General features: G+C 49.9%; 19 protein-coding genes. 3 read left to right on the top strand and 16 right to left on the bottom strand.

The annotated features are described in order from the left end of the window. Positions 1–75: 75 nt before the first annotated feature. The 4 genes from EIZ58_RS30245 to EIZ58_RS30230 form a co-directional block, all read right to left on the bottom strand. Entirely contained in the window at positions 76–1,434 is a 1,359-nt protein-coding gene (locus EIZ58_RS30245; RefSeq protein ID WP_167578056.1) for a sigma-54 interaction domain-containing protein, read from the bottom strand. Between the two features lie 8 nt (positions 1,435–1,442). Further along, positions 1,443–2,723: a TRAP transporter large permease gene (locus EIZ58_RS30240; protein WP_134704719.1), complete on the bottom strand. Its 1,281-nt coding sequence runs from the start codon at positions 2,721–2,723 to the stop codon at positions 1,443–1,445. After that, positions 2,723–3,247: a TRAP transporter small permease gene (locus tag EIZ58_RS30235; protein WP_134704718.1), complete on the bottom strand. Its 525-nt coding sequence runs from the start codon at positions 3,245–3,247 to the stop codon at positions 2,723–2,725. The genes EIZ58_RS30240 and EIZ58_RS30235 overlap by 1 nt, the downstream gene beginning before the upstream one ends. 218 nt (positions 3,248–3,465) lie before the next feature. Continuing rightward, positions 3,466–4,749 carry a benzoate/H(+) symporter BenE family transporter gene (locus EIZ58_RS30230; protein WP_205672419.1) on the bottom strand — a complete coding sequence of 428 codons (1,284 nt, stop codon included), beginning with the start codon at positions 4,747–4,749 and terminating at the stop codon, positions 3,466–3,468. A 287-nt stretch (positions 4,750–5,036) separates the two neighbouring features. Here EIZ58_RS30230 and EIZ58_RS30225 point away from each other — a divergent pair, with 287 nt between their 5' ends. Next, on the top strand, positions 5,037–5,903 hold the full coding sequence (locus EIZ58_RS30225; protein ID WP_134704717.1) for a R2-like ligand-binding oxidase: 867 nt from the start codon (positions 5,037–5,039) through the stop codon (positions 5,901–5,903). A 36-nt stretch (positions 5,904–5,939) separates the two neighbouring features. Here EIZ58_RS30225 and EIZ58_RS33965 read toward each other — a convergent pair whose 3' ends face one another. The 9 genes from EIZ58_RS33965 to EIZ58_RS30185 all read right to left on the bottom strand — a co-directional run bounded on the left by EIZ58_RS33965 (position 5,940) and on the right by EIZ58_RS30185 (position 16,119). Further along, positions 5,940–6,170, bottom strand: a complete 231-nt coding sequence (locus tag EIZ58_RS33965) for a hypothetical protein (RefSeq protein WP_167578055.1) — start codon at positions 6,168–6,170, stop codon at positions 5,940–5,942. After that, positions 6,143–6,319, bottom strand: coding sequence for a tautomerase family protein (locus tag EIZ58_RS33960; RefSeq protein ID WP_167578054.1), 177 nt, complete (start codon positions 6,317–6,319; stop codon positions 6,143–6,145). The genes EIZ58_RS33965 and EIZ58_RS33960 overlap by 28 nt, the downstream gene beginning before the upstream one ends. Beyond that, positions 6,300–7,073, bottom strand: coding sequence for an alpha/beta fold hydrolase (locus tag EIZ58_RS30215; RefSeq protein WP_134704715.1), 774 nt, complete (start codon positions 7,071–7,073; stop codon positions 6,300–6,302). The genes EIZ58_RS33960 and EIZ58_RS30215 overlap by 20 nt, the downstream gene beginning before the upstream one ends. A gap of 21 nt (positions 7,074–7,094) precedes the next feature. Then, positions 7,095–8,246, bottom strand: coding sequence for an iron-containing alcohol dehydrogenase (locus EIZ58_RS30210; RefSeq protein ID WP_134704714.1), 1,152 nt, complete (start codon positions 8,244–8,246; stop codon positions 7,095–7,097). A gap of 18 nt (positions 8,247–8,264) precedes the next feature. Next, positions 8,265–9,722, bottom strand: coding sequence for an aldehyde dehydrogenase family protein (locus tag EIZ58_RS30205; protein ID WP_134704713.1), 1,458 nt, complete (start codon positions 9,720–9,722; stop codon positions 8,265–8,267). Between the two features lie 19 nt (positions 9,723–9,741). Further along, the gene (locus tag EIZ58_RS30200) at positions 9,742–10,794 is read right to left on the bottom strand and encodes a TRAP transporter substrate-binding protein (protein WP_134704712.1); all 1,053 of its coding nucleotides are present in this window, start codon (positions 10,792–10,794) and stop codon (positions 9,742–9,744) included. 205 nt (positions 10,795–10,999) lie between these two features. Next, on the bottom strand, positions 11,000–12,862 hold the full coding sequence (locus EIZ58_RS30195; protein ID WP_134704711.1) for a TRAP transporter permease: 1,863 nt from the start codon (positions 12,860–12,862) through the stop codon (positions 11,000–11,002). A gap of 74 nt (positions 12,863–12,936) precedes the next feature. Further along, complete coding sequence (locus tag EIZ58_RS30190; RefSeq protein ID WP_167578053.1) at positions 12,937–13,998, bottom strand: TAXI family TRAP transporter solute-binding subunit; 1,062 nt, start codon at positions 13,996–13,998, stop codon at positions 12,937–12,939. A 498-nt stretch (positions 13,999–14,496) separates the two neighbouring features. After that, entirely contained in the window at positions 14,497–16,119 is a 1,623-nt protein-coding gene (locus tag EIZ58_RS30185; RefSeq protein ID WP_134704709.1) for a hypothetical protein, read from the bottom strand. Between the two features lie 183 nt (positions 16,120–16,302). Here EIZ58_RS30185 and EIZ58_RS30180 point away from each other — a divergent pair, with 183 nt between their 5' ends. Both EIZ58_RS30180 and EIZ58_RS30175 read left to right on the top strand, forming a co-directional pair. Next, the gene (locus EIZ58_RS30180; protein WP_134704708.1) at positions 16,303–17,901 is read left to right on the top strand and encodes a putative polysaccharide biosynthesis protein; all 1,599 of its coding nucleotides are present in this window, start codon (positions 16,303–16,305) and stop codon (positions 17,899–17,901) included. Between the two features lie 472 nt (positions 17,902–18,373). Further along, the gene (locus EIZ58_RS30175) at positions 18,374–19,357 is read left to right on the top strand and encodes a hypothetical protein (protein ID WP_134704707.1); all 984 of its coding nucleotides are present in this window, start codon (positions 18,374–18,376) and stop codon (positions 19,355–19,357) included. 70 nt (positions 19,358–19,427) lie between these two features. Here EIZ58_RS30175 and EIZ58_RS30170 read toward each other — a convergent pair whose 3' ends face one another. The 3 genes from EIZ58_RS30170 to EIZ58_RS30160 form a co-directional block, all read right to left on the bottom strand. Beyond that, the gene (locus EIZ58_RS30170; protein ID WP_167578052.1) at positions 19,428–19,631 is read right to left on the bottom strand and encodes an S-layer homology domain-containing protein; all 204 of its coding nucleotides are present in this window, start codon (positions 19,629–19,631) and stop codon (positions 19,428–19,430) included. Positions 19,632–19,685: 54 nt separating this feature from the next. Beyond that, positions 19,686–20,252, bottom strand: a complete 567-nt coding sequence (locus EIZ58_RS30165; RefSeq protein ID WP_134704705.1) for an REP-associated tyrosine transposase — start codon at positions 20,250–20,252, stop codon at positions 19,686–19,688. Positions 20,253–20,418: 166 nt separating this feature from the next. Further along, positions 20,419–21,650, bottom strand: a 1,232-nt coding sequence (locus tag EIZ58_RS30160; protein ID WP_205672417.1) for a stalk domain-containing protein, incomplete at its 5' end; no start/stop codon positions are given.

Here is a 21,650-nt window from a genome sequence, read left to right as displayed (position 1 = left end):
AAGAACGCATTTCCACCAAACGACGAAGGGGCCGACTCCCACAACGTGGGGGTCAGACCCGTTGGTTTTTGAGGTTCAATTTCTGAGCTCATGCTTCGTCATTTTCCGGATAAGTGTCGTATGCGATACCCCTAGCTTCTTGGCAGCACGGCGGATGCTTCCTTCGCTTTCAAGGATGGAAAGAATGAGCTTTTTCTCCATGGCTTCAAACAAGTTCCCTCCGTCCAGATCAAGGAACGGGGAGACACCAGATGATGGGCTCGCTTTGATGAAAGGCAAGTCCTCTTTCTCCATGCAGTCCTCTTTGGTCGTTAGCACAAGCCGTTCCACGACATTCGAGAGCTCCCGAATGTTTCCGGGCCAGTGATAGCGCTCGGCATGCTCGAGCGCTTCAGGGGAAATCGACTTGCGAATGTTGTACTTTTCACTGAACACGCGAAGGAAATGACCGATGAGAAGCGGGATATCCTCCCTTCGCTCTCTTAAAGGAGGAATATGGATCGGAATAACATGCAATCGGTAATATAAATCCTCCCTAAATTCACCCTTGGCTACCATCGCCTCCAAATTCCGATTGGTTGCTGCGACGATGCGCGTATTGACTTCAATCAGATCCGTTCCACCCACTCGGGTAAATTGCTGCTCCTGTAAAACTCTCAGCAATTTCACCTGAAGGGGCAGCGGCAGTTCTCCCACTTCATCCAAAAAAAGCGTTCCTTGATCGGCTAATTCAAACAAGCCGGGCTTGCCTTCTTTTCTTGCTCCCGTAAACGCGCCCGGCGCATAGCCGAAAAATTCAGACTCCAGCAGATCAGCCGGAATCGCTCCGCAATTCACTTTGATAAAAGCCCCGGATTCGCTTCGCTTGCTATTTTCATGGACTTCCCTGGCCAACACTTCTTTTCCAACCCCGGATTCCCCCAAGAGCAAGATGGTGGAATCGGTGGGCGCCACCCTGGCAATCAGCTCAAGCATGTCATGCATCTGATCGCTTGCCGTTATAATCCCCCTTTTTTGATAGTGCTTGCGAAGGCCTACCAACTCAGAAAAATACTTGGCAGACAACTTTTCCGTTTCGTCCAATTTGCTTTTCGTAATCATCAATTCCGTAATATCATGGATATTAGCCAGGATCCGTACTAAGTTTTGCTGGGAGTCAAACAACGGTACCGCCGTAACCAGCACCGTGATCCCGTTCTGATACTGCTGAAAATCAGTAATGTTTTTCTTTTCCGTGAGGGCCCTGAGGGTTACGGACGGTTTTTGAAAGATGCCGCTCCGAATAATATCGCGAATATTCCTGCCAACATAAGAGGTTCTGGGGATTCCGCTCAGTTTTTCCAAGGCTTGGTTCACCAAAAGGATTTCTCCTTGGCTATCCGTCACCGTGATTCCGTCATACAGGTTATCCACTATGGCCTCATACAGCTCCAAGTCGAACATTATCTAAAGAATTTATCCGGCAGGTACAGGATCAGGTCAGGCCAATAGGTGACGATCAATAGGACCACGATAGCGGCCCCGATAAAAGGAAGGACGGACCGGCTAAGATTGGACAGCGGAACTTTGGTAATCCCCGAAATGACGAACAAGACAATCCCGACGGGCGGGGTAATTAAGCCGATCACGAGATTCAGCGTCACAATCACGCCAAAATGGACGGGATCGATCCCTAACTGGGTGATGACCGGAAGCAGCACCGGCACCAAAATAATAATCGCTGCAAAAGGCTCCAGAAAACAGCCGACGATCAATAGCAGGATATTAATGATCAAAAGCACAACTAGCGGATTGGTAGAGATGTTCAGAATTCCTTCCGCAATCATTTGCGGAATTCTTTCAATCGCTAGCGTCCAGCCAAAAATATTAGCCGTAGCGACAATAATCATAATGGAAGCGGTGACGAGGCCCATTCTTGTAAAGATTCCAGGCAAATCGACCCATTTCAGCTCCCGGTAAACGAACATTCCCACTACAAAAGCAATAAAGCTTCCTATCGCCCCAGCTTCCGTAGGAGTAAAGCTTCCCGATACGATTCCTCCCACGATCACAATCGGGATGATCAGACAGGGGATTGCCTTTAGCGTGCTTTGGAGGATCCCGCTCAGGGGGACTCTTTCTTTCGTCGGGAAGTTTTTCTTCCTGGCATAAAAATAGGCAATCACCATAAAGGCTAAAAACAACAGAAGCCCCGGAATAATCCCTGCAATAAAGAGGGCTCCTATGGAGGCGCTGGCCGAAACTCCATAGACGATAAACACCATGCTAGGCGGAATAATGGGGCCCATAATCGAGGAGGCGGCTGTCACCGCAGCTGAATAGTCCTCATCATACTTGTCTTTCTTCATTTCCGGAACCATCGAAGTGCTCTGGATCGCAGCCACGGCATTGGCGGATCCGATGATCGCCGACAGGAACATGGACACCAGAATATTCACGTAGGCCAGTCCGCCGCGGAGGTGACCGATCAAGGAGCGGGAGAAGTCGGTCAGTCTCTTCGTGATCCCCCCGCTATTCATCAACTCCCCTGCCAAAATAAACAGCGGAATGGCCATCAGGCTAAAATTATCGGCAGCGATGAACATCCGCTGCGGAACATTCATCAAGAAAGCGAAGTTCCCTGAGATCAGGATATATACGACGCTGGTTAAGCCCAGTACCATGGCGATCGGAATGCCGGCGACCAGAAACCCAAAGAATAGAGAGATAATCGTTACTGCCACTATTTTGCCTCCTTTGCTACTCCCACTTGATAGCTTTCTACCTCTTCCTTTTTCCGCTGATTAAGAAAGAGCGTGATGATTGAGGATAGTCCGTAGATCAGCATCAGTCCAAACCCGGCGGGAACCGCCATATAATTGACGCTCATCGGAAGCCTTAATGCAGGCGATACCTGATTCATGATGCTCGGGGAAAAGGTCTGCTTGATCCCGTAGTAGAAGGCAACCGCCACAAAAAACAGCACGGAAGCCTCGATGAAGAGCCGATAGATCCATTGCCACTCCGGTTTGAGCTTTTTCTGAACCAAATCAAACGAGGCAAGATCGGCATTGCGAAAAGCCATGCTGGCACCCAGGAAAGTAATCCAGACCAGTAAATAGCGAGCCAGCTCTTCGGCCCAATAGATAGAAAAGCCCAAAAAGGTCCGGCAAAACACCTGGGCGATGATCACAACCGTCATCACGATGCCAAAGATAGTAATCAATGCTTTCGAAGCGCTATACGCCCAACTTGTTACGGTTTTCAAACTTTATCCCCCATTTCTGTTTGCGCTTTCAATATTATCAAAGCAAGGATCATGCCAGCGATGGAGCTTCATCTACGTTTAACCTGGCTAACAAACTGGAAACCCATAGTTTCCACCGGAATGGATGCGCTACCATTCCACCTCATGGTCAATCCTACAGAAAAAGGGTACCCCAGTAGCCGTTCTTACCAGCCTTTAGGGACACCCTCTTCATTTCCTTAATGATTCACCACGATTTTATCTTCATTCTCCAGAGGTGCATCCGCCTTTTTCAAACTGAAATGGTTTTGTTCCACGATGTAGGAGACTGCGACTCCGATGATCAACGCCCAGAATGGCGCGCTGATCTTAAAGATGGTAATCCCGGACATAGCCACGACAAACGCGGAAAATGCGCCAAACTGAAACTTCTTCCCTGAGAAAGCTCCTTGGAAAACCGAAATTAATACCGCCAGCATCGCAAGACCCGCAACGGTTGAAATCAGCGTTCGGGGCAGAGCCAGAAGCACTGGCACCGCAATCCCCGCGATCAACCCGAATCCGGTAAACAGAACGCCATCCACGACAGTTGCCGCGTAGCGCCCCTCTTTCTTGTCTCCTGCCAATTCAGATGAACAAAGGGCGGTCATCGGACCTGCGATGTTGGCATTGTGGCCTCCAAACAGCGATGTGACCATCCCCCCGATCCCCGAAATCGTAGTCATGTAATTGACAGGCGCTTTATACCCTTGGGAGATCAATACGCCTGTCGCTTGGGCATTTTCTGCCCCAATGACGAGGACGGCCAGGGGAAGCGCAATCGATAAGAAGGCATCCAGGGTGAATACGGGGGCCACAAATTGAGGAAGAGCCAAACCAATCTCCATGGTTTGAACCTGGATTTGCCCTGTGGTCCAAGCTACGAGCACGCCTACGCCTAAAGCCCCAAGAATAGGCGGAAACCGCTTCCACAAACGGTAAAAGATCAAGAACGAAATCACCGTTGCTCCCGCGATAAAGGGAGCGGCCTGAATGGAGTCGACGATACCCAGCGCGAATCGAAACATCGCTCCCGCAATCATTCCCATGATGATCGGCAAAGGAATCCATTTCATGATTTTCCCGATCGTACCCGATATCCCCAAGATGAACACCAGGATCCCTGCCATCATATAGGCCCCGGACGCTTCATGGATATTAAAGGTAAGAAGAGCGGTCGCCATGAGAACAGCCCCAGGGATGGAATACGCGCCATTAATGGGAGTCTTAAACCTTAACGCCATAATGATACTAAACAGGCCACCGAAAAAGTAAATGGAAAATAGCCAAGAAATCGTCTGTTCAGGTGTAAATCCCCCCTTCTCCGCCGCCCCCATGACAATCAGGGCAGGTCCTGTACAACCAAAGATCGCAGCCAGGGTTCCCGCTGTGACAGATTTGGTGTTTAGGTGCTTGGGCAAATCCCGAAGCCCGGACATGATGCCTGGACCTGTTTCAATTATTCTTTCCTTTTTGGCACTCACTCGTAACCCTCCTCATATATTTTTTGCTTACGCTTTCATACCACAAGCAAGAATGATGCCAAGTTATGATGTCAAAGGTGACAGTTGATTTAATTAGGAAGTGATACTTTTAGAATTATAACAAAATTCCATGTGGAACGGCAGTGGTGACAGATGGAACGAGTGTCGTTCCACTAGCTTCACCTATCCTCTCTAGACTATTGATATTACAGCATTTGCTCATTGGCATAACCCTTGCAATTAACCCTATACGAGAAGAACATGATACCAAGAGGGGGATTTTTCATATGAGAGATTATGAGCAGTTAGACCAGGATTTGGAGACCATCCAGGACCTTAAAGTAGAATTGAATGCTACCGCAGAGGAGCTCGGCCATAAGCTTTATCGGATGGCCATCAAGTATGGCACATGGGATCCGCAAGAAATTGACCTTTCCCAGGATCGGATCGATTTTGAAAAGCTAGATGCCAATAAGCGCGATTATCTCATTCATTTTTGCACCGGATTTTGGAATGCTGAAGAAAATGTAGCCCTGCAGTTCTGTCCCTGGATCATGATTGCACCCACTGTTTCCCAACAGGCTTATTTAAGCACTCAGCTCGTCGAAGAATTTAAGCACACTGAGTTCTTCCAACGCTATTTTGAGGAAGTCCTGCAGTGCGGGAGAGAAACCAAAGTCTTGAATGTCGTCCACGAAAGCCTTGATCAAAGAGCCAAACAACTGATTGCTGCCCTAGATAAAGACGAGGATGAACGAACCATGGTGATGATCGAAGGCATCGTCCATTACCAAGGAATGATCGAAGGCGTCCAAGCGATGGTAGGATACGAGGTTTTTGAAGCCGCTTACGGCCAATACGGGCTGTTTCCTGGCCTTCAGGAAGGCTTCAAGCAAATCAAGCGGGATGAGGGGCGTCATGTAGGGTACGGACTCCGCATGATGAAAAATTTTGCCCGTGACGCGAAGTACGCGAAGCGCATTCTCGAGCTTCACGAGGAATTCTTGCCACAAATCCTGGTGCGCTACGACCAGCCCCTCATCGTCAGAGGCCGTGAAATTCAACCTCCAGCGGAATTAAACGGGAAAGAACGGATCCAAAAAATGTTTGAAAAGCGGTTGAAGGATATTCTTGGGGAATTGCAGACGGTTTAGGATTTCTTAACAGCCCATTCAACCGGCTTTCGATTTTTAGTTCTTGCCCAGTCCGAATGTGGCTTGCATTCGGACTTCCTTTCGGTTTTTGGACTTGGTGCTGTCCGAATCACCCCTGCATTCGGACTCCTTCTCAATTTTTTTGCCTTGGCCAATCCGATCATCCTGACTCCCTTTCACCCCATCCCGACAAAAAAACACCGCCCATCCATCACCGTGGATAAGCGGTATTCTTTTCGTTAAATCAGCTTCCCTGCTTTGCTCCAATTGCCTGGCTTCACTTCTTCGATAATGACGCTCACCTTTTCAGGACTCATCGACGTAATGCGCACGAACTCATTCGTCAGTCCTTCCATGATCTTGAGCTTTTCCTCCTCGCTGCGACCCTCCTTCATACTAACCAAGATTAACGGCATCTGCTTTTCCCCCTTTGATCGTCTGCATGATTTGAGTGTTAAAGAATTCCGGATTGGTGATATGCGACAAATGGCCGCCGTTAGGAACCACTTCCAGGACGGAGCCTGGGATGGCACCGGCGATTTCCTGCGCATAGGGAAGCGGCGTGCTTTTATCCTCATCGCCTACAAGCACCGTCACCGGTACTTGAATGGTAGGCAAAATTTCTCGAGAATCCACCCCATGAACGGCTCCCCATGCACTTTCATAGGTTTCGGCCGTACATTGGATGATTGAATCTAAACGATTCACCTGCACAGTCGTCGCACAAGCAGCTAAGGAATTTTTAGCCAACTCTCCGGAAAACTCCTCCATTCCGATTTCCCTTAACCGTCCCATCCGAAGCTTGGTTCGCTCTTCTCGTATGGCCGGCTCCATATAGGCCCACGTATCCGCTAAAACCATCGAATGGATGCGTTCAGGCGCTTGCTTCACCATCTCCATTGCGACATGGCCTCCCATGGAGATCCCGACGATATGAGCCTTTGCCACCCCAACTTGATCGAGGACTCTCAAAGCATCTCTCGCTGCCTCTTCAATCGTGAAAGGAAGGCTGGCACCAGATTGCCCATGCCCGTTGAAATCGAGCGCAATCACTTGGTAATCTTGCTTAAACTGGCGAAATTGCTCTTCCCAAACTTCCCCGCTTGTTCCCAGGCTATGAAGAAACAAAATCGCTTCCCCAGTTCCCTCTGAATAATAATGTATAGACATATACTTGCTCCTTTCCCGTTGTTAGTAGATCGTCTTCAGCAGCGCTTGCACGTGTTCAGGAGAAGCTTTACGCGGATTGAATTTCCACATGCCGCTTTTTAGCGTATCTTCGGCGATGAGTGGGATCTGTTCTTCCTTTACCCCCACTTCGCGCAGAGTTGTGGGAAGCCCCAGATCATCGCGAAGCTGGGTCAAATCCTGCACGCCTTGTTTGGCGATTTCCATCGTAGATTTTGTGGGATCTGCCGGACGGAAAACGGCAGCGATTTCAGCATACTTTTCTACGGCGGACACCAAATTATAGTCCATGACACTCGGCAACAGCAGCGCAATCGCCACCCCATGGCTGACATGGGCATGACCGCTGAGGGCGCTGCCTATCGCATGCGTCAACCCTAAGTAGGATTGGTTAAAAGCCATTCCTGCCAATAAGCTAGCCTCGGCCATTTTGATTCGAGCCTCCTGGTCTTCCCCGTTGTAGACCGCTCGGCGAAGATATTGCACCGCTGTCCGCATCGCGGATAAAGCGAGCGCATCACTGGCGGGTTGCGAAATGCGAGAAACGAACGTTTCAGCCGCATGGGCAAACGCATCCATCCCAGAAGCGGCTGTGATGCCGGCTGGGGCCGATAAGGTTAGCTTTGGATCCACAATACTGATATCGGGCGCGAGATAGGGACTCGTCACCGTGACTTTCCTTTTCTCCTGCCAATCCGAAAACACAGCAAAAATAGTCACTTCGCTCCCGGTTCCGGACGTGGTGGGGATGGCGACAAAAGGGATGGACGATGGCTTTTTCAACAGGTTCACTCCGGCATAATCCCGGATGCTCCCCCCATTGCTGGCCACAGCTCGAATCCCCTTCGCCGCATCAATCGGGCTGCCTCCGCCAACCGCAATGATGGCATCGCAATCCGAGTCGATATAGGCCTTCGCGGCAAAATCGATCGTCTCCACGCTAGGATCAGGCTCTACTTCATCGTAAATGGTAAAAGATATGCCATGTTCGGAAAGAACCTTTGTCACTTGCTCCAAAATACCGGCTTGCATGACCCCTCTGTCCGTAACCAGAAAGGCCCTCTTCATTCCAAAAGGCAGCTGCCCGAGTTCTTGCGTTTTTCCAAAACCAAAGATAATCTTGGTCGGAAGGTGAAATTGAAAGCCAGAATGCAAGGTAAACCCTCCTCTCTCCTATTCGTCAAATTCAATGTTGATATGCTTCGTCTCCGTATATTCCATCAGCCCCTCGATCCCTCGAGTGCGCCCCAATCCGCTCTCCTTATAACCGCCAAACTCCGTTTGCGGGTAGTTCTTGTTGTAGGAGTTGATCCAGACCGTTCCGGCTTGCACCTTCTTCGCCACCCGCATCGCTCGGCTCACATCCTGGGTCCATACGCCTGCAGCCAACCCGAATATCGTTCCATTCGCTAACGCAATCGCTTCCTCTTCATCCTTAAAAACTTGGATGGCCAGCACAGGGCCAAAAATCTCATCTTGAGCCAAACGGGATTCGAGCGGCACTTCATCAAAAATGGTAGGCTCCAAGAAATAGCCTTGATCATAGATTCCACCCGTCAACCTCTTCCCGCCCGTGATGAGCTTGGCCTCCTGCTTCCCGATCTCACAATATTGAAGCACGCTCTGCAGCTGGGATTCAGAAATTACAGGCCCCATATCCGTGTCCTCATCGATTCCGTTGCCCACTTTCAGCTTTTCGGCCTCTATCTTCAAACCCTCCACCACCTGCTGATGGATCGACTCATGTACAATCACTCGGGATCCGGCAAAGCACATTTGCCCAGCTGTGATGAAAATCGATTTAGCCAAAATCGGTATGGCCTTTGCTAGATTCGCATCGGCAAAGAGAATGTTAGGCGATTTGCCGCCGAGCTCGAGCGCCAGCTTCTTTACTTTTTCCGCCGCTTGCTTCATGAGCGTTTTCCCTGTGCTGGTATCCCCGGTAAAGCTAATCGCATCGACATCCCCGTTCAAGGCTAATTCATTGCCGATTAGCGCCCCTGGACCGGTGACAATATTGACCGTACCTGGAGGAAACTCCTTCACCCCATCTATGAGACTCACTAAGGCTACACTGATTAAAGGAGTGCGGCTAGCTGGCTTTAAGATCACCGTATTGCCAGCCGCCAGAGCAGGAGCGATCTCCCGGATCATAAGCATGGCCGGCCAGTTCCAAGGGGAGATAATGGCCACAACCCCTATCGGATCTTTGTCAATAATGCCATAGGATGTAGCCGATAAATTAATGGAGCGGCCGAATACACTTCTTGCCATTCCTGCATAATACTTGAGCGTATCGATACAAGCGGATAGCTCGATCCGGGATTCGCGGATGGACTTTCCGTTTTCGCGTGTCAGCAGGCGCGCGAGCTCCTCTTTTCGGTCTATCAATTTTTGTGCCCATTGCATCAGCGCATCAGAGCGGCGAGTGGAATTGGATTTCCAATCACTGCTTTCAAACGCTGTTCGTGCAGCGGCAATTGCTATCTTCATATCCTCTACGCCGGACTTCGGGGAAAGTCCAATGACTTCCCCTGTAGCCGGATTGAAAGATTCCATCGTTGCTTCCGATAACGCGCTTCGCCATTGACCGTCAATAAAATTTTTCGCTTGATCTAATTGGACTAACATGGATAACCCCTCCTGCCTGTTATGGATTTTTGATTTTTTCTACGGCCTCGATAAACTCTTTGATCAAAGGATCTTTTTGCGCGTACTTCTCATAGACGGGCTGAACCGCCTCTACAAATGCATCCACATCGATTTGCTCATCGACTTGTGCTCCTTTGGCTTTCAAGCCCTCAAGGGACTTCTTATCGACCTCGATCAGCTGCTGAACGATCCAATCAGACGTTTCCTTGGCTGCCTCTTGCATCGCTTTTTGCTGGTCCGGAGACATGGAATTGAAGGTATTGAGGTTCACGACATTAATATTCGGCCAAGGGAAATGACCGGATAAGCTAATGTGTTTCGTCACTTCATCGAATTTTTCGTCAATATAAGCTGGCAAGTTCGCCTCGTGCGCATCAATAACGCCTGTCTGTAAGCTGCTATAAATTTCCCCGTAAGGCATTGGCGTTGGACTTGCTCCCAATGTATTAAAGATATCAAGCATTAATGGGCTTTCCGCCACTCGAATTTTGACGCCCTTTAAGTCTTGAGGCGTTTTCACCGGAGCTTTGTTGCTTCCGATATGCCGCATTCCGCTTTCGTTGATCGCTAACCCTTTCAGTCCTAGGCTTTCTAGGCTGGCCAGCATTTTTAACGCTGGTTCACTGTCTTTCGCTTTTTGGAACACTTCATAGCTGTTGATCAAGAACGGAAGCTGAACCCCATCCATGACGGGAGTAAATCCACTGAATACCGCATTCGTGATGAAGCCCATTTCCAGTGATCCATTCTGGATCATCTCCAGCATATCGCGGTCTCCCCCAATCTGGCGTGCGGGGAAGATTTCCACTTTGATCGTTCCTCCCGATTTCTCATTCACTCGTTTAGCAAAATCCTCAGCCGCTAAATGATAGGGATGGGACGTTTGCGTCACGTGACCGAGTCTCAAGGTGACCGGCTTGGCCTCCTCCGTTGTTCCTGCAGCAGGAGGATTGGCACTTGTGCCAGTGCCTGATGACTGAGATCCGCAAGCAGAGAGTAATAGCAAGGATGCGGAAAGGAGAAGAGCAAAAGATTTCTTAAATTTTTTCATAAATATCCCCCTTTTTATCAATGTAATCGCTTTAACTGGTATTAGAAGCAAGATCCATGCCAATTCGTTCTTTGTTCTTTCAGCAACGTTATAAAGAAAAACGGAACCACTTGGTTTCCATCGGAAGTAAAGCGTTTCCATGTTTCTGCCTCGATCCTGCTTACAAAATAAAACGCCAGGCATGTAGCCCAGCGTTGGTTTCTTGTTATACAGAGATATTACTGTCTAAGACCTTACGAGCCTTTAACCTTTGGATCAGAAATACAAAAATTAGGAGAACAAATCCTAACACATCGGAAATGCTTTCCGGAATAATCATCATGACCGAGGAGATCAGCAGCACAATGCGAATCCCCCAGTGGATGTCCGTTTGCATATATCCCACGACACAATACGATAAGGCCGCAATTCCCATGGTGGTCGACACCGTCATCCAGATGATATCCTTCACCTCGCCGATCAGGAGCAGGGAGGGATTCAATACAAAAGCAAACGGGATCAAAAAGGCACCGGTACTTAGCAGGAAGGCTCTCATCCCCGTTTCATTCATGTCCGATCCGGATATTCCGGCGGCGCTATACGCAGCCAAGGCGATCGGAGGGGTAATCATAGACAGCACGGCAAAGTACAAGATGAACATATGAGCGGCAATCGGATGGATGCCGAAGTTTTCGAGCGCTGGCGCCAAAAGAATCGAGCCCATGATATAGGCAGAGGTGGTAGGCATCCCCATGCCCATGATGATGCAGCCCAAAGCAACCAGGATCAAAGCCAGAACCAGATTGCCCAGCGACCATTGAACAATGATGCTTGTAAATTTAAGCCCCAGCCCCGAAAAGCTGATAATCCCCACCACGATTCCTGCAATGGCACACGGAATGGTCACTTGGATCGCTTGCTTCGAGCCGCTCACCATAGCCGTCAGGATCTTTTCCGGCGTCATGAAGGTTTCCTTCCTCAAGAAACTAAAGGCAATGATGCTGAGAATTCCCCAAAAGGCGGCAGTGAAAAGAGAATAGCCCATGAAAATCATGGCGACAAGGACGGTTAAAGGCAGGAGCAGATGAACCCTCTTTAAAATCTCTATTTTTTCTTCCTCTAGCTCGTTTGCGCTAACCAGTTGTTCTTTCGCCGCTTTAATGTGAACGATAATATAAATCGATAAGTAATAAAGCAGGGAGGGAATCAAGGCAGCAAGCATAATCTCCACGTACGGAACGCCGAGCATTTCGGCCATGATGAAGGCGGCCGCTCCCATGATCGGCGGCATCAGCTGCCCGCCGGTGGAAGCCAACGCTTCAATAGCTGCAGCATCCTTCGCGGAGTAGCCCGCCCGTTTCATCAAGGGAATGGTGAAGATCCCGGTACTGACAACATTGGCCACCGCACTTCCGCTGATGCTTCCCATGAGCCCGCTGGAAACAATAGCCGCTTTGGCAGGGCCCCCTTTTCCCCGGCGAGTTATTCGGTAGGCGATGTCAATAAATAGCTTCCCGCCTCCCGACACCTCTAGAAAGGCGCCAAACAAAACAAAATAAAACACATATTCCGCCGCCACCCCGATCGGAACACCAAAGATGCCGTCTGGCGATAGGAATTGCAAGTCCACCAGATGCTGAACATTCAGCCCTCGATGCTGAAGCAATCCATCAAAGTAAGATCCTGCGAATCCGTAGGCTATGAAGACCAGTGCGAGGATCGTCATGACCTTTCCCACCGTTCTTCTCGACGCCTCGAGAACCAGAAGAATAAACGCGATGCCCAGCCACAGATCCAGACCTTCCACCTTATCGACAAACCAAATCCTCGAATTCAGGCGCTCCGCATGATAGACGACATAGCCACCAATGATCAGAGGTAGCGTGACCGTTATCGCATTTGCGAGTTTAAAGAAGCCCTTTCCATTCCCCCCGATGGGAAATAAGGAGAAGGCTAAAGATAAAGCAAAGGCCACATGGATTGCTCGCTGCACCGTTGCTGGCATCGGTCCGCTTACAGCCGTGTACATGTGGAACATCGCCCAGATAATCGCTAAAATGGCAGATACGGACTTAAATTTTGACCACATCGTTGCTCCTCCTCATCCAAAAATATGGCTCTAGATGAAAGGACAACTTCCCTTGCATCTAGAGCTTTTGCCTATTATTTCAGCCAACCTTTTTCCTTATAGTATTTCGCCGCTCCCGGGTGAAGCTCAATGCCGCCATAGACATCGGGTTGAATCCCCTTTTCCGGATCAAAAGCGGATAGCGCATTATGTCCAGCAATCAACTGGTCTTTCTTCTCTACCAGGGTTTTGGTAATCTGGTAGGCTAGCTCTTCGGAAAGACTCGCATTGGCCACAAGTGAGGTTTGGAAACCAATGGTTTGGACTTCCTGAGTTTGCCCTGCATATACATTGGCCGGCAGCACAGCCCGAAGGTTTCCGTACTTTTTCAGCTTCTCTGCGTTCTCATCCTCGATGGACATAAACGTAACGGGAGACTGAAGCGCAATTTCCGTAAAGGAAGGATGCCCCTTGGTCATAACTTGGATAAACATGTCCGCCTTGTTATCTTTAATCGAAGATTTTACGACTTCAAAAGAAGTATGATTCACCGAACCGCCGAAGGATTTCAAATCATCATAGGTGAGGCCATACGCCTCAAAAACCTGGCGTGCGGCAAACTCTCCCTGGCTTCCCACGTTAATGGTCAACAGCCGGACGGGCAATTTCTTCTCCTTAATATCCGCGAGAGAAGTCACGTTGTGCTTCTTAATAAAATCGTTGGTCATAATGATCCCTACATAGTAGTCGTCCAACCCTCCGACAAGCGCACGGATGTTATCCACTTTTTCCTCGTACGCCACATTTCCATCAGCTGCCCAGCGATTGTTTACACTAAAGGTGAGGCCCAGCTCCGCTTCTCCTTGCGAAACAATTTTGACGTTCCCAAGTCCCCCCGAATAAGGCAGAACGTCTACAGACTTGATTCCCTCCACATGCTCCCGAAACATCTCAGCCATGGTTGCCCCGTACACATACCAGGAGCTTCCCTGTGACAAGGTAGCAATTTTTAAAGCGGACGGATTCACCGATGCATCTGGAGTAGCCTGACCGCCGCCCTCCTTCGTCGCAGCCGGCTCGGACTGCTGGGAACAAGCGGTAAGCGCTAACGTGAGAATTAAGAAAATCATGCCAAAAATACGAATTGAATTCTTCAAGCCCATCAACCTTTCTTAGTAAAATTGGTTAAGCGCTTCCAGCAAATGCAACGTTGGATAACAAATTTGTTGGAAGTCATGATATATTCATTGCGCAAAACTTAAAATGCAAGTATTATGCCAATTGCGAACATTTGATATATCATTAGGTTTTTACTCATTTAACTTGCCGATTAGGCGGATGTTTTTTAGGAAATGCATCGTTTCCATTGGAACTGAAGATGTTCCATCTAGTTTTCGTTCACGGCTTTGACTGCTTCCAAGCAAGAAGGCCACTTTGGTAAAGTTACCAAAGTGGCCTATTTTCGTAATCAAACACTTCTTGTAGATCCTACAGTGAACAAGCAGGTAGGGCCATGTTGCGAAAAGTTAAAGAGGGATTGGGAAATAAAGGATTTGCAACCGAACTAATGCTTAGTATTTACTAGATCGTAAGACAAGCCGGGTACCATGAACCCGGCTTGTTCCACACCAACTGTAAGCAGGCCGCAGCCCCCCCTACTCCTTCCTCCGAAACATCAAATCCTCCCAATCATACAGCGGCTGACCGATACTCGTCAGAAAACGTTCCTTCACATCGATCAAATATTGAAAATCCGGATCCGAATTTTTATTTAGTCGATTAAATAACTCTTGGCTGTAGCGCAGGTCCTTTAGCGTCAGATGGACATAATCCTGCATCCCGTAGCTACCATCCGGCATATACGCATACCACAAATCCCCGTTCTCCTGCTTCACCCAATGGTCTCTCGTATCGTGGACAGCGGTGAGAAGCCGCTCCGCCATCACGGCGTAGGCTTCCTTCTGCGTATCGAGGTACAGCTCATAAAGAAAATTCATCTCGGCAACCAAGTGGTTCAGGGAAACATGCGTTTTAATCGGCTCCCCCGGATCCACCCCTTGTCGATAGTCATAGACCAGATAACCGTTGTTTCGGGTTTTGTCATGATGGGTTTCAGCAAAATCCAAGAAGAACGCCGCATACTTCTCCGCAGCTTGCAGATAGCTGGGGTCCCCGAACTTTCGATAACCATCCAAAAGAAACAGCGCGGCATCCGTGCTAAATCTCGTATCATAAAAGCCTGCATCAATCCCATAATCCTGGTAAAGCCAGGACGACTTCGGCTCGCTGTTCCAGAAGCCTTCTTCATTCTGCGTGTGAAGCGCGCCTTCTAACGACATCCGGGCAAAGTTTTCCGAAAAACGATCCGTCCCATAAAGCAAAAACTTCGACCCCACATGCTGCGCGGGCACCACCCAATAGCTCCACTCCTCATACGGGACGTACGAAGGGTCCGGGATATACTGCACACCGCCTTGCGTCCACTTGCGGATCCGATCTAGATTGGCCCGTGTCTTCAGCTCCTCTTGCCCCTCGTCTTCCCAGTGGAATTGGCCTTCGCGTCCGAACACACCCCACTGCTCCACTTGTTTTCCCTCCACGTGCGGAAGTTCAAGGGTCAAAAGCTTCGCCGTATCCGTCGACTTATAATGAATCGGACCGGCTTCCTCATACCACTCCTTGCGCACCCCGTTGCCCAGCGGCTCGTAAAGATGAACGTAATTCAGGTGAAAACTGAAATCCTCCCCATCCAGATACAGCCCCTGCTTCGGAAGCTCGCCTTCATTCGCTAAAGGAGTCGCCTCCGTCCACGTACTGTTCCCAATGGAAAAAGGAGAAAGCGGCTCCGGCACCGGCGGGTACACAAGATGACGCTTGTTCACTTCACTCGCCGTCGACGCAATCGAGGCTTGCAGCCTCAACGGCTGCGTATAGTCCGTCACGGGCTCATAGCGGAGAAAATAATAATAGTCCCCCGTATTCTTAAAACGCATCCCCTCATAATAAAGCTCCCCCAACTGAACCTCTCCCCGCCTCGCCTTCCACACCTTTACCTCCCGCTCCAACTGCGGCTTGTCCTCCTGCACCCTCCGATCCTTCTGCTCCTTCAAACTCATATCCGGATTCAGCAACAGCATCTGAAAATCCGGCAACCCCTCGACCTCTTGCAACGAAACCACCGTATGATCCCGCCAATACACATACTTCCCATACTCACCCTTCGCCACATACACAAACCCTCCAACCAACACAGCCAGAAGGATAACTAGTCTTTTCATTGAGTGCCTGTCACTCCCCGAATTTTGTCGATGACCCCATTGTAACATAAGTCCCAACCCCAAAAAACAAAAGGGGCCTAGGGGTCTATCTTGTAAGTAGCCGGGGTTATGCTATAATAAATCCATTTCGATTCAAGATATCCGAACTCATTCTTACGAAGGAAAGACGAGGGAACTCCAACCATGTCCAAGAACGCCCTCATACGTGGCACGCTCATTCTGACCGCAGCCGCCCTCCTGACGCGAGTCCTCGGTGTCGCCCAGCGGATTCCGCTGCAGCGCATTCTCGGGGATGAAGGGATGGCGACCTACGGCATCGCTTATAACATTTACGGCATCCTGCTCATTATCGCCACCGTAGGTATTCCCAGTGCCTTAAGCAAGCAGATTGCGGAATACCATGCGTTGGGTCAATTCCATGAAGCTCAACAGACCTACCGGGCCTCGCGCCTGTTTTCAGTCCTAGCCGGAGTGGCGGCAGCCCTGCTGCTCTATGCGGCCGCTCCCTTTTACGCCATCTATATCAGCCATGATCCGGAATCGATTCTCGCCATTCGTGCGATCGCACCCGCGCTGCTGCTCTTTCCCCTCATCTCCATCATGAGAGGGTATTTTCAAGGGCTGCAATTCATGTCCCCAACCGGCATGTCGCAAATCTCGGAACAAATCCTCCGCGTGGGCGTGGCGGTCCTTCTCCCCCTCTACTTGCTGTCCACCGGTTACTCCCGGGAGGCGGCGGTGGCCGGCGCTTCCTTCGGAGCGGTGGCGGGGAGTATCGGAGCCATGGCGGTGATGATTTATTATACGTATCGTACCAAAGCCAAACGAGAGGAAGAACGAAGCGCGCAAAAGACCCACCAACCGCTGCCTCGGGGCCAGATTTACCGCAAACTGCTTACAACCGCAATTCCCATTAGCCTAGCCTCCACGGCGATTCCGTTTCTTTATTTTATTGATTCATCGACGGTCATTCCGTTGCTGAAGCCTGCGATGGGATTTAGCGAGGCCAAAAGCATGCTGGGCATTCTCACCGGGCGGGCCCAAGCTCTGGCGGCCATCCCGCCGATCCTGGCGATTGCCCTGAGCTCCGCGGTGCTTCCTGCCGTCGCCTCCGCTTATTCAAACGGGAACCTCAAGCAGGTCAGCCAAATGAGCTCCGTCTCCCTCCGGCTCACCTTGCTAACCGGTGCACCCGTAGCCTTATATTTAACAGCAGCCGCTTTTGCCGTAAACGGGTTTTTCTTCGGCAACCTCGACGGCTCTTGGGTCATCGCAGCCCTCTGCCTAGGGAGCGTGTTTCAAATGTTGATGATGACCTCCATGGCCATCCTGCAGGGACTAGGCAAAACCACCCGCCCTATGTGGCATGTGTTCGCCGCCATTCTGGTCAAAGCCATCCTGAACCTCGCTCTCGCACCGTGGTTAGGGATCTACGGTATCATCCTGGCAACCACCGTAAGCTTCGTGATCATCCTTTGGCTCAACCTTCGAGCCATTCAAGCACTCGTACCCTTAGAAATCCTCGCCCAACGCTGGAAAGGATTCCTCTGGGCATCCCTTGCCTTAGTCGGCTCCGTATGGTTCCTCTACCTCGGACTCGAAGCCTGGATCACACCCGCCTGGCCACCCGTCCTCCGCTACGGACTCATGGGCATCATCACCGCTGGCTTCGGATTCCCCCTCTACCTAGGCTTGCTGCTCCGGAAAGGCGGAATGAACAGCGAAGACACCAACTTCCTTCCAGCAAAAGTCCGAAGGTGGATAGACAAAGGGGTAGCATAAAGAGAGTGCCTGTCACTCCCCGGATTTTGTCGATGCCGTGCAAGATAGAATAACTTAAGCCGAACCTCTAAAAGGGAAGTTCGGCTTATTGGTATTCATTTCACTCTAACTCCCTTCATGATAATCTTGCAAGTTTCAGATATAATCTTGCAAGTTTTACTTGAATTCTTGCAAGTTGCAGCATTAATCTTGCAACTTCGTTATCCTTGAGTTCTGTTTATCAAAAGGAGCTGAACCCCAGGCACACTTTATGTGGGCTTTGGAGGCAGCTCCTTGTTTCGTTTCCTCACTTCATAACCTAAAAAGAAAAATAGGATCCCCCCTGCTTGCTGCTTGCCTCCCATTGACAAAATTCGGGGAGTGACAGTCACCTTCGTATAGGCAATCACGGATTTTTCCTTTCATTTGTCGCCTATTACACGGTTACCCATAAATTAAATATGATCGACATCAAATGCCGGGAGGAGAAAACTTGAAAGGTAAATCAAATCAACATAAAGCACCATCAAATGAAATACCACACTATCCCAGGTCGTATACCAAACCTAAAGAACTCAACTACGGAGTTCCCCTAACATCCGATTATATGTTTGTACGTGAAGTGAGGAGGCAGACGAACGAAACGAAACGTCGTCTCCGGCAACAGTCCGGTGCTCTCCTCTTTTACAATAGAAATACCGGCGCCGGAGCAACCGCCCGGCTTGATGCCAACGGAAACTACCAATTCGTCCGTAACGTCACCGGATTAGCATCCGGCTGGACCCGCGTCATCGTAACTGCCAACGGTGGCGTATTGTTCTACCACGCCCCGACCGGCCGTGCTGCGCTGGGGCGACTGGATACCAACGGAAATTTTGAGCATTACCCATGGAGCCTCCAATTAGGAGTAGGCTGGACTCACATCGCGGCCGCCAACGCGGGCAGTCTTCTCTTTTACAACTCCTCAACTGGCACTGGCATGACTGCTCGGATTGACGCCAACGGGAACTATACGCACGTCAGCAATATCTCAGGATTCGCCAGACACTGGTTCCTCATCACCGGAACTCCCAGGGGTGGCCTACTCTTCTATAACTACGCGACTGGCCTTGGCGCAACCGCTCGGCTTGATGCCAGCGGAAACTACCAGTTCGTCCGTACCATCCCTGGATTCGCAACAGGTTGGACACAGATCGTGGCTGCCAACCAGGGTAGCCTCCTCTTCTACAACGGCATAACCGGGCTTGGCGCGACTGCCCTCCTCGACGGCAGCGGAAACTACCGGTTTGTGCGTTCCATCCCCGGATTATCAATAGGCTGGAGCCGCATCGCCGGAACAGCCAGCGGTGGAGTATTTTTCTACAACCACGTCAACGGTCTTGGGGCGACTGCCCGGATTGACGCCAACGGAAACTACCAATTCGTCCGTTCCATCTCTGGACTCGCAACAGACTGGACACACATCGTGGGGCGGTAGGTTTATCCAACATCTCAACAAAAAAACACCCGAGTTTCCATGAGTGGAAAACCTCGGGTGTTTTCTTTTTTTACTCGCCAATCATCCCCAACTGCTCCATCGCCCTCAAGACGACAGCCGCAGCCTGTGCACGAGTGGCGGAGCTTCGAGGTGAGAACCGCTCGTTGCTCATCCCTCTCATCAATCCTAACTGAGTAGCTAATCGGACCGCATTCACAGCCCAGGTTGAGATGTGCTCAGCGTCCTTAAACGTGAGACCAGCACCCGCAACCAACTCCTTCTGCTTTAGCTCCCATACCTTGATGAGCAGGACCTGATAGCGTGCCTGTCACCCCCCGAAAATTGTCGATTCCATAAACCGTTGATATTGCTGTCTTTTTTCTACTGCTTTCCCTTTGTAAGCGCTAAGGATGCGGGCGATCTTTACCGGACAAATGGAGTTTTTTCTTTCTTCAGCGGAGAGGTATTGAGGATAGCTGCTCCAAGGATAGTGAGCGGGATCTGTCGTGAGATTCGCTGTAACGGGGTTATTGTGGATATAACGGCTGACATAGGCCAGTCCATAGCCCTCGGTGACGGGGTTGCTGTAAAAACGTTTTTCAAACACGTGACCTGTAACTCCATAACGGGTGTTAAAGTAGTTTGCAAAGCCTTTGTTAATACGGGCCATTACTTTAGATAGCGAAGTGTCATCCGTGGAGAGTAAGAGATGATAGTGGTTCGGCATGAGGCAAAACGCGTAGAGATTGTAGGGGTACTTGTTATTCGTGAGGTTCAGTAATTGCAAAAACACTTCATAATCATGATCATCCCTATACAAGTTCGCTCTTTGATTTCCTCTAAATGTCACATGATAGGCAACTCCTGGCTGCCAGACTCTTCGGTTTCTTCCCATAGGTGGGGATGCTCCTTTCGGCTATGGAATTATAGCAGATTCATAGATTACTTGACCCTCGACTCTTTTACATTATTACATCTCGGCTCTACCCCCTTTCCCCTCATTCTACCACATCCCTCCAAACGCCAAAAAGAGCCCTGTCCCTTGCAGGAACAAGACTCCTTTACGGATTGATAAACACGATCTTCGACCTTTCCACATACTGAACATCAAATCCTAAGCCCTCCGCCATCGCACGAAGCGGTACATAGGTCTTCCCATGATGGTTGCGAACGGCTCCCGTTAGAGGGACCGTTACATTCCCTACTTTCGCTTGATCCCAGCCTATCTGAAATCCAACCACCCGACTCTGGTATTTCACGATGGCCGACTTCGTCTGCGGATCCCACTCCACCTCTGCCCCCAGCGCCTCCGTATATTCACGGAGCGGGATAAAGGTCCTTCCTTCTATTAAAATGGGCTTATGCGGCGAATCCACCTCTTTCCCTTTAACCAGGATGGAGAGTGGTTTATTTTCTGCTTTCAAAGGAGCAGGGTAAAGCTCCCCCCAGATGGCCATCCCAAAAGCTTCCGCCATTTTTCCATAGCCCGCTTGGTTGGGATGAATGTCTAATCGAGTAATATGGGTCAGGCTTATTTCCTTCCCCACAAAAGGCTGAGCTACGTAAACAGGATAAACGTTGTGCCCCTTTTCCTGCCTGGTTTTCACGAGTTGGTCCAGCGTCTGGGTAAATCTCTCTGTTGCCTCGCCCAGCTTCCGATACAGTTGAACATCCACAGGCGGATAGGGCTGATACTGATCGGCTACATAGATGGCAGCACCCGGATTGATATCATAAAGCATCTGCAAAACAGACTCTAAATTTTCTTCATACTCTTGTATTCTAGCATCAATTACTTCACCGGCTAGCTTGTCTGTTTTCCCCTGAATCTCTAAAGGAAGACGAATGAAATCATTTCCCCCGATGGTTATCGTAATGATGTTGGCCGTTTTTAAAGCTTGTTGAAAAGCCTCGGGTGTGGGAGTTGCTCCTACCCCTACCTGTCTGATGTTTCGAGGTGCCTCGCCTCCTATCGAAACCGACTGAAGGAGCTCTCTCAATCCCCCACTGGTTAACCCATTAATCCCAAAGTTATGAAACTCCGCTCTCCCACGGTATAAAGCTTGTTCATATAACCGATCAATAATACCGTAGTATGGTGCCCCACCAGGCTCGTAACCCACAGTGAGCGAATCCCCCAGAGCTACCAGGTGTTGAGAGGCGTTCGTGTTGGAGTGGGTATGGGTGTCAGTGTTAGCCTGTGTAGGCAAATAAGCTAGAGCTAAAAATAAAATCATGATTAACAACTTCATAAAGTGCCTGTGGTCAAGACCCTGGTAAATGGACAATAGGA

It is taken from the genome of Ammoniphilus sp. YIM 78166, assembly GCF_004522215.1.
GTDB lineage: Bacteria > Bacillota > Bacilli > Aneurinibacillales > RAOX-1 > YIM-78166.
Note: the sequence above shows the minus strand (reverse complement) of the source record. Positions and strands in the feature narration are given on the sequence as shown.

Bases quoted from the DNA above. Each gene is read 5' to 3' on its own strand.
- EIZ58_RS33960 (WP_167578054.1), bottom strand. From the start codon at position 6,319: ATGCCGTTAATCTTGGTTAGTATGAAGGAGGGTCGCAGCGAGGAGGAA.
- EIZ58_RS30165 (WP_134704705.1), bottom strand. From the start codon at position 20,252: ATGGGAAGAAACCGAAGAGTCTGGCAGCCAGGAGTTGCCTATCATGTG.
- EIZ58_RS30215 (WP_134704715.1), bottom strand. From the start codon at position 7,073: ATGTCTATACATTATTATTCAGAGGGAACTGGGGAAGCGATTTTGTTT.
- EIZ58_RS30205 (WP_134704713.1), bottom strand. From the start codon at position 9,722: ATGTTAGTCCAATTAGATCAAGCGAAAAATTTTATTGACGGTCAATGG.
- EIZ58_RS30225 (WP_134704717.1), top strand. From the start codon at position 5,037: ATGAGAGATTATGAGCAGTTAGACCAGGATTTGGAGACCATCCAGGAC.
- EIZ58_RS30200 (WP_134704712.1), bottom strand. From the start codon at position 10,794: ATGAAAAAATTTAAGAAATCTTTTGCTCTTCTCCTTTCCGCATCCTTG.
- EIZ58_RS30185 (WP_134704709.1), bottom strand. From the start codon at position 16,119: ATGAAAAGACTAGTTATCCTTCTGGCTGTGTTGGTTGGAGGGTTTGTG.
- EIZ58_RS30195 (WP_134704711.1), bottom strand. From the start codon at position 12,862: ATGTGGTCAAAATTTAAGTCCGTATCTGCCATTTTAGCGATTATCTGG.
- EIZ58_RS30180 (WP_134704708.1), top strand. From the start codon at position 16,303: ATGTCCAAGAACGCCCTCATACGTGGCACGCTCATTCTGACCGCAGCC.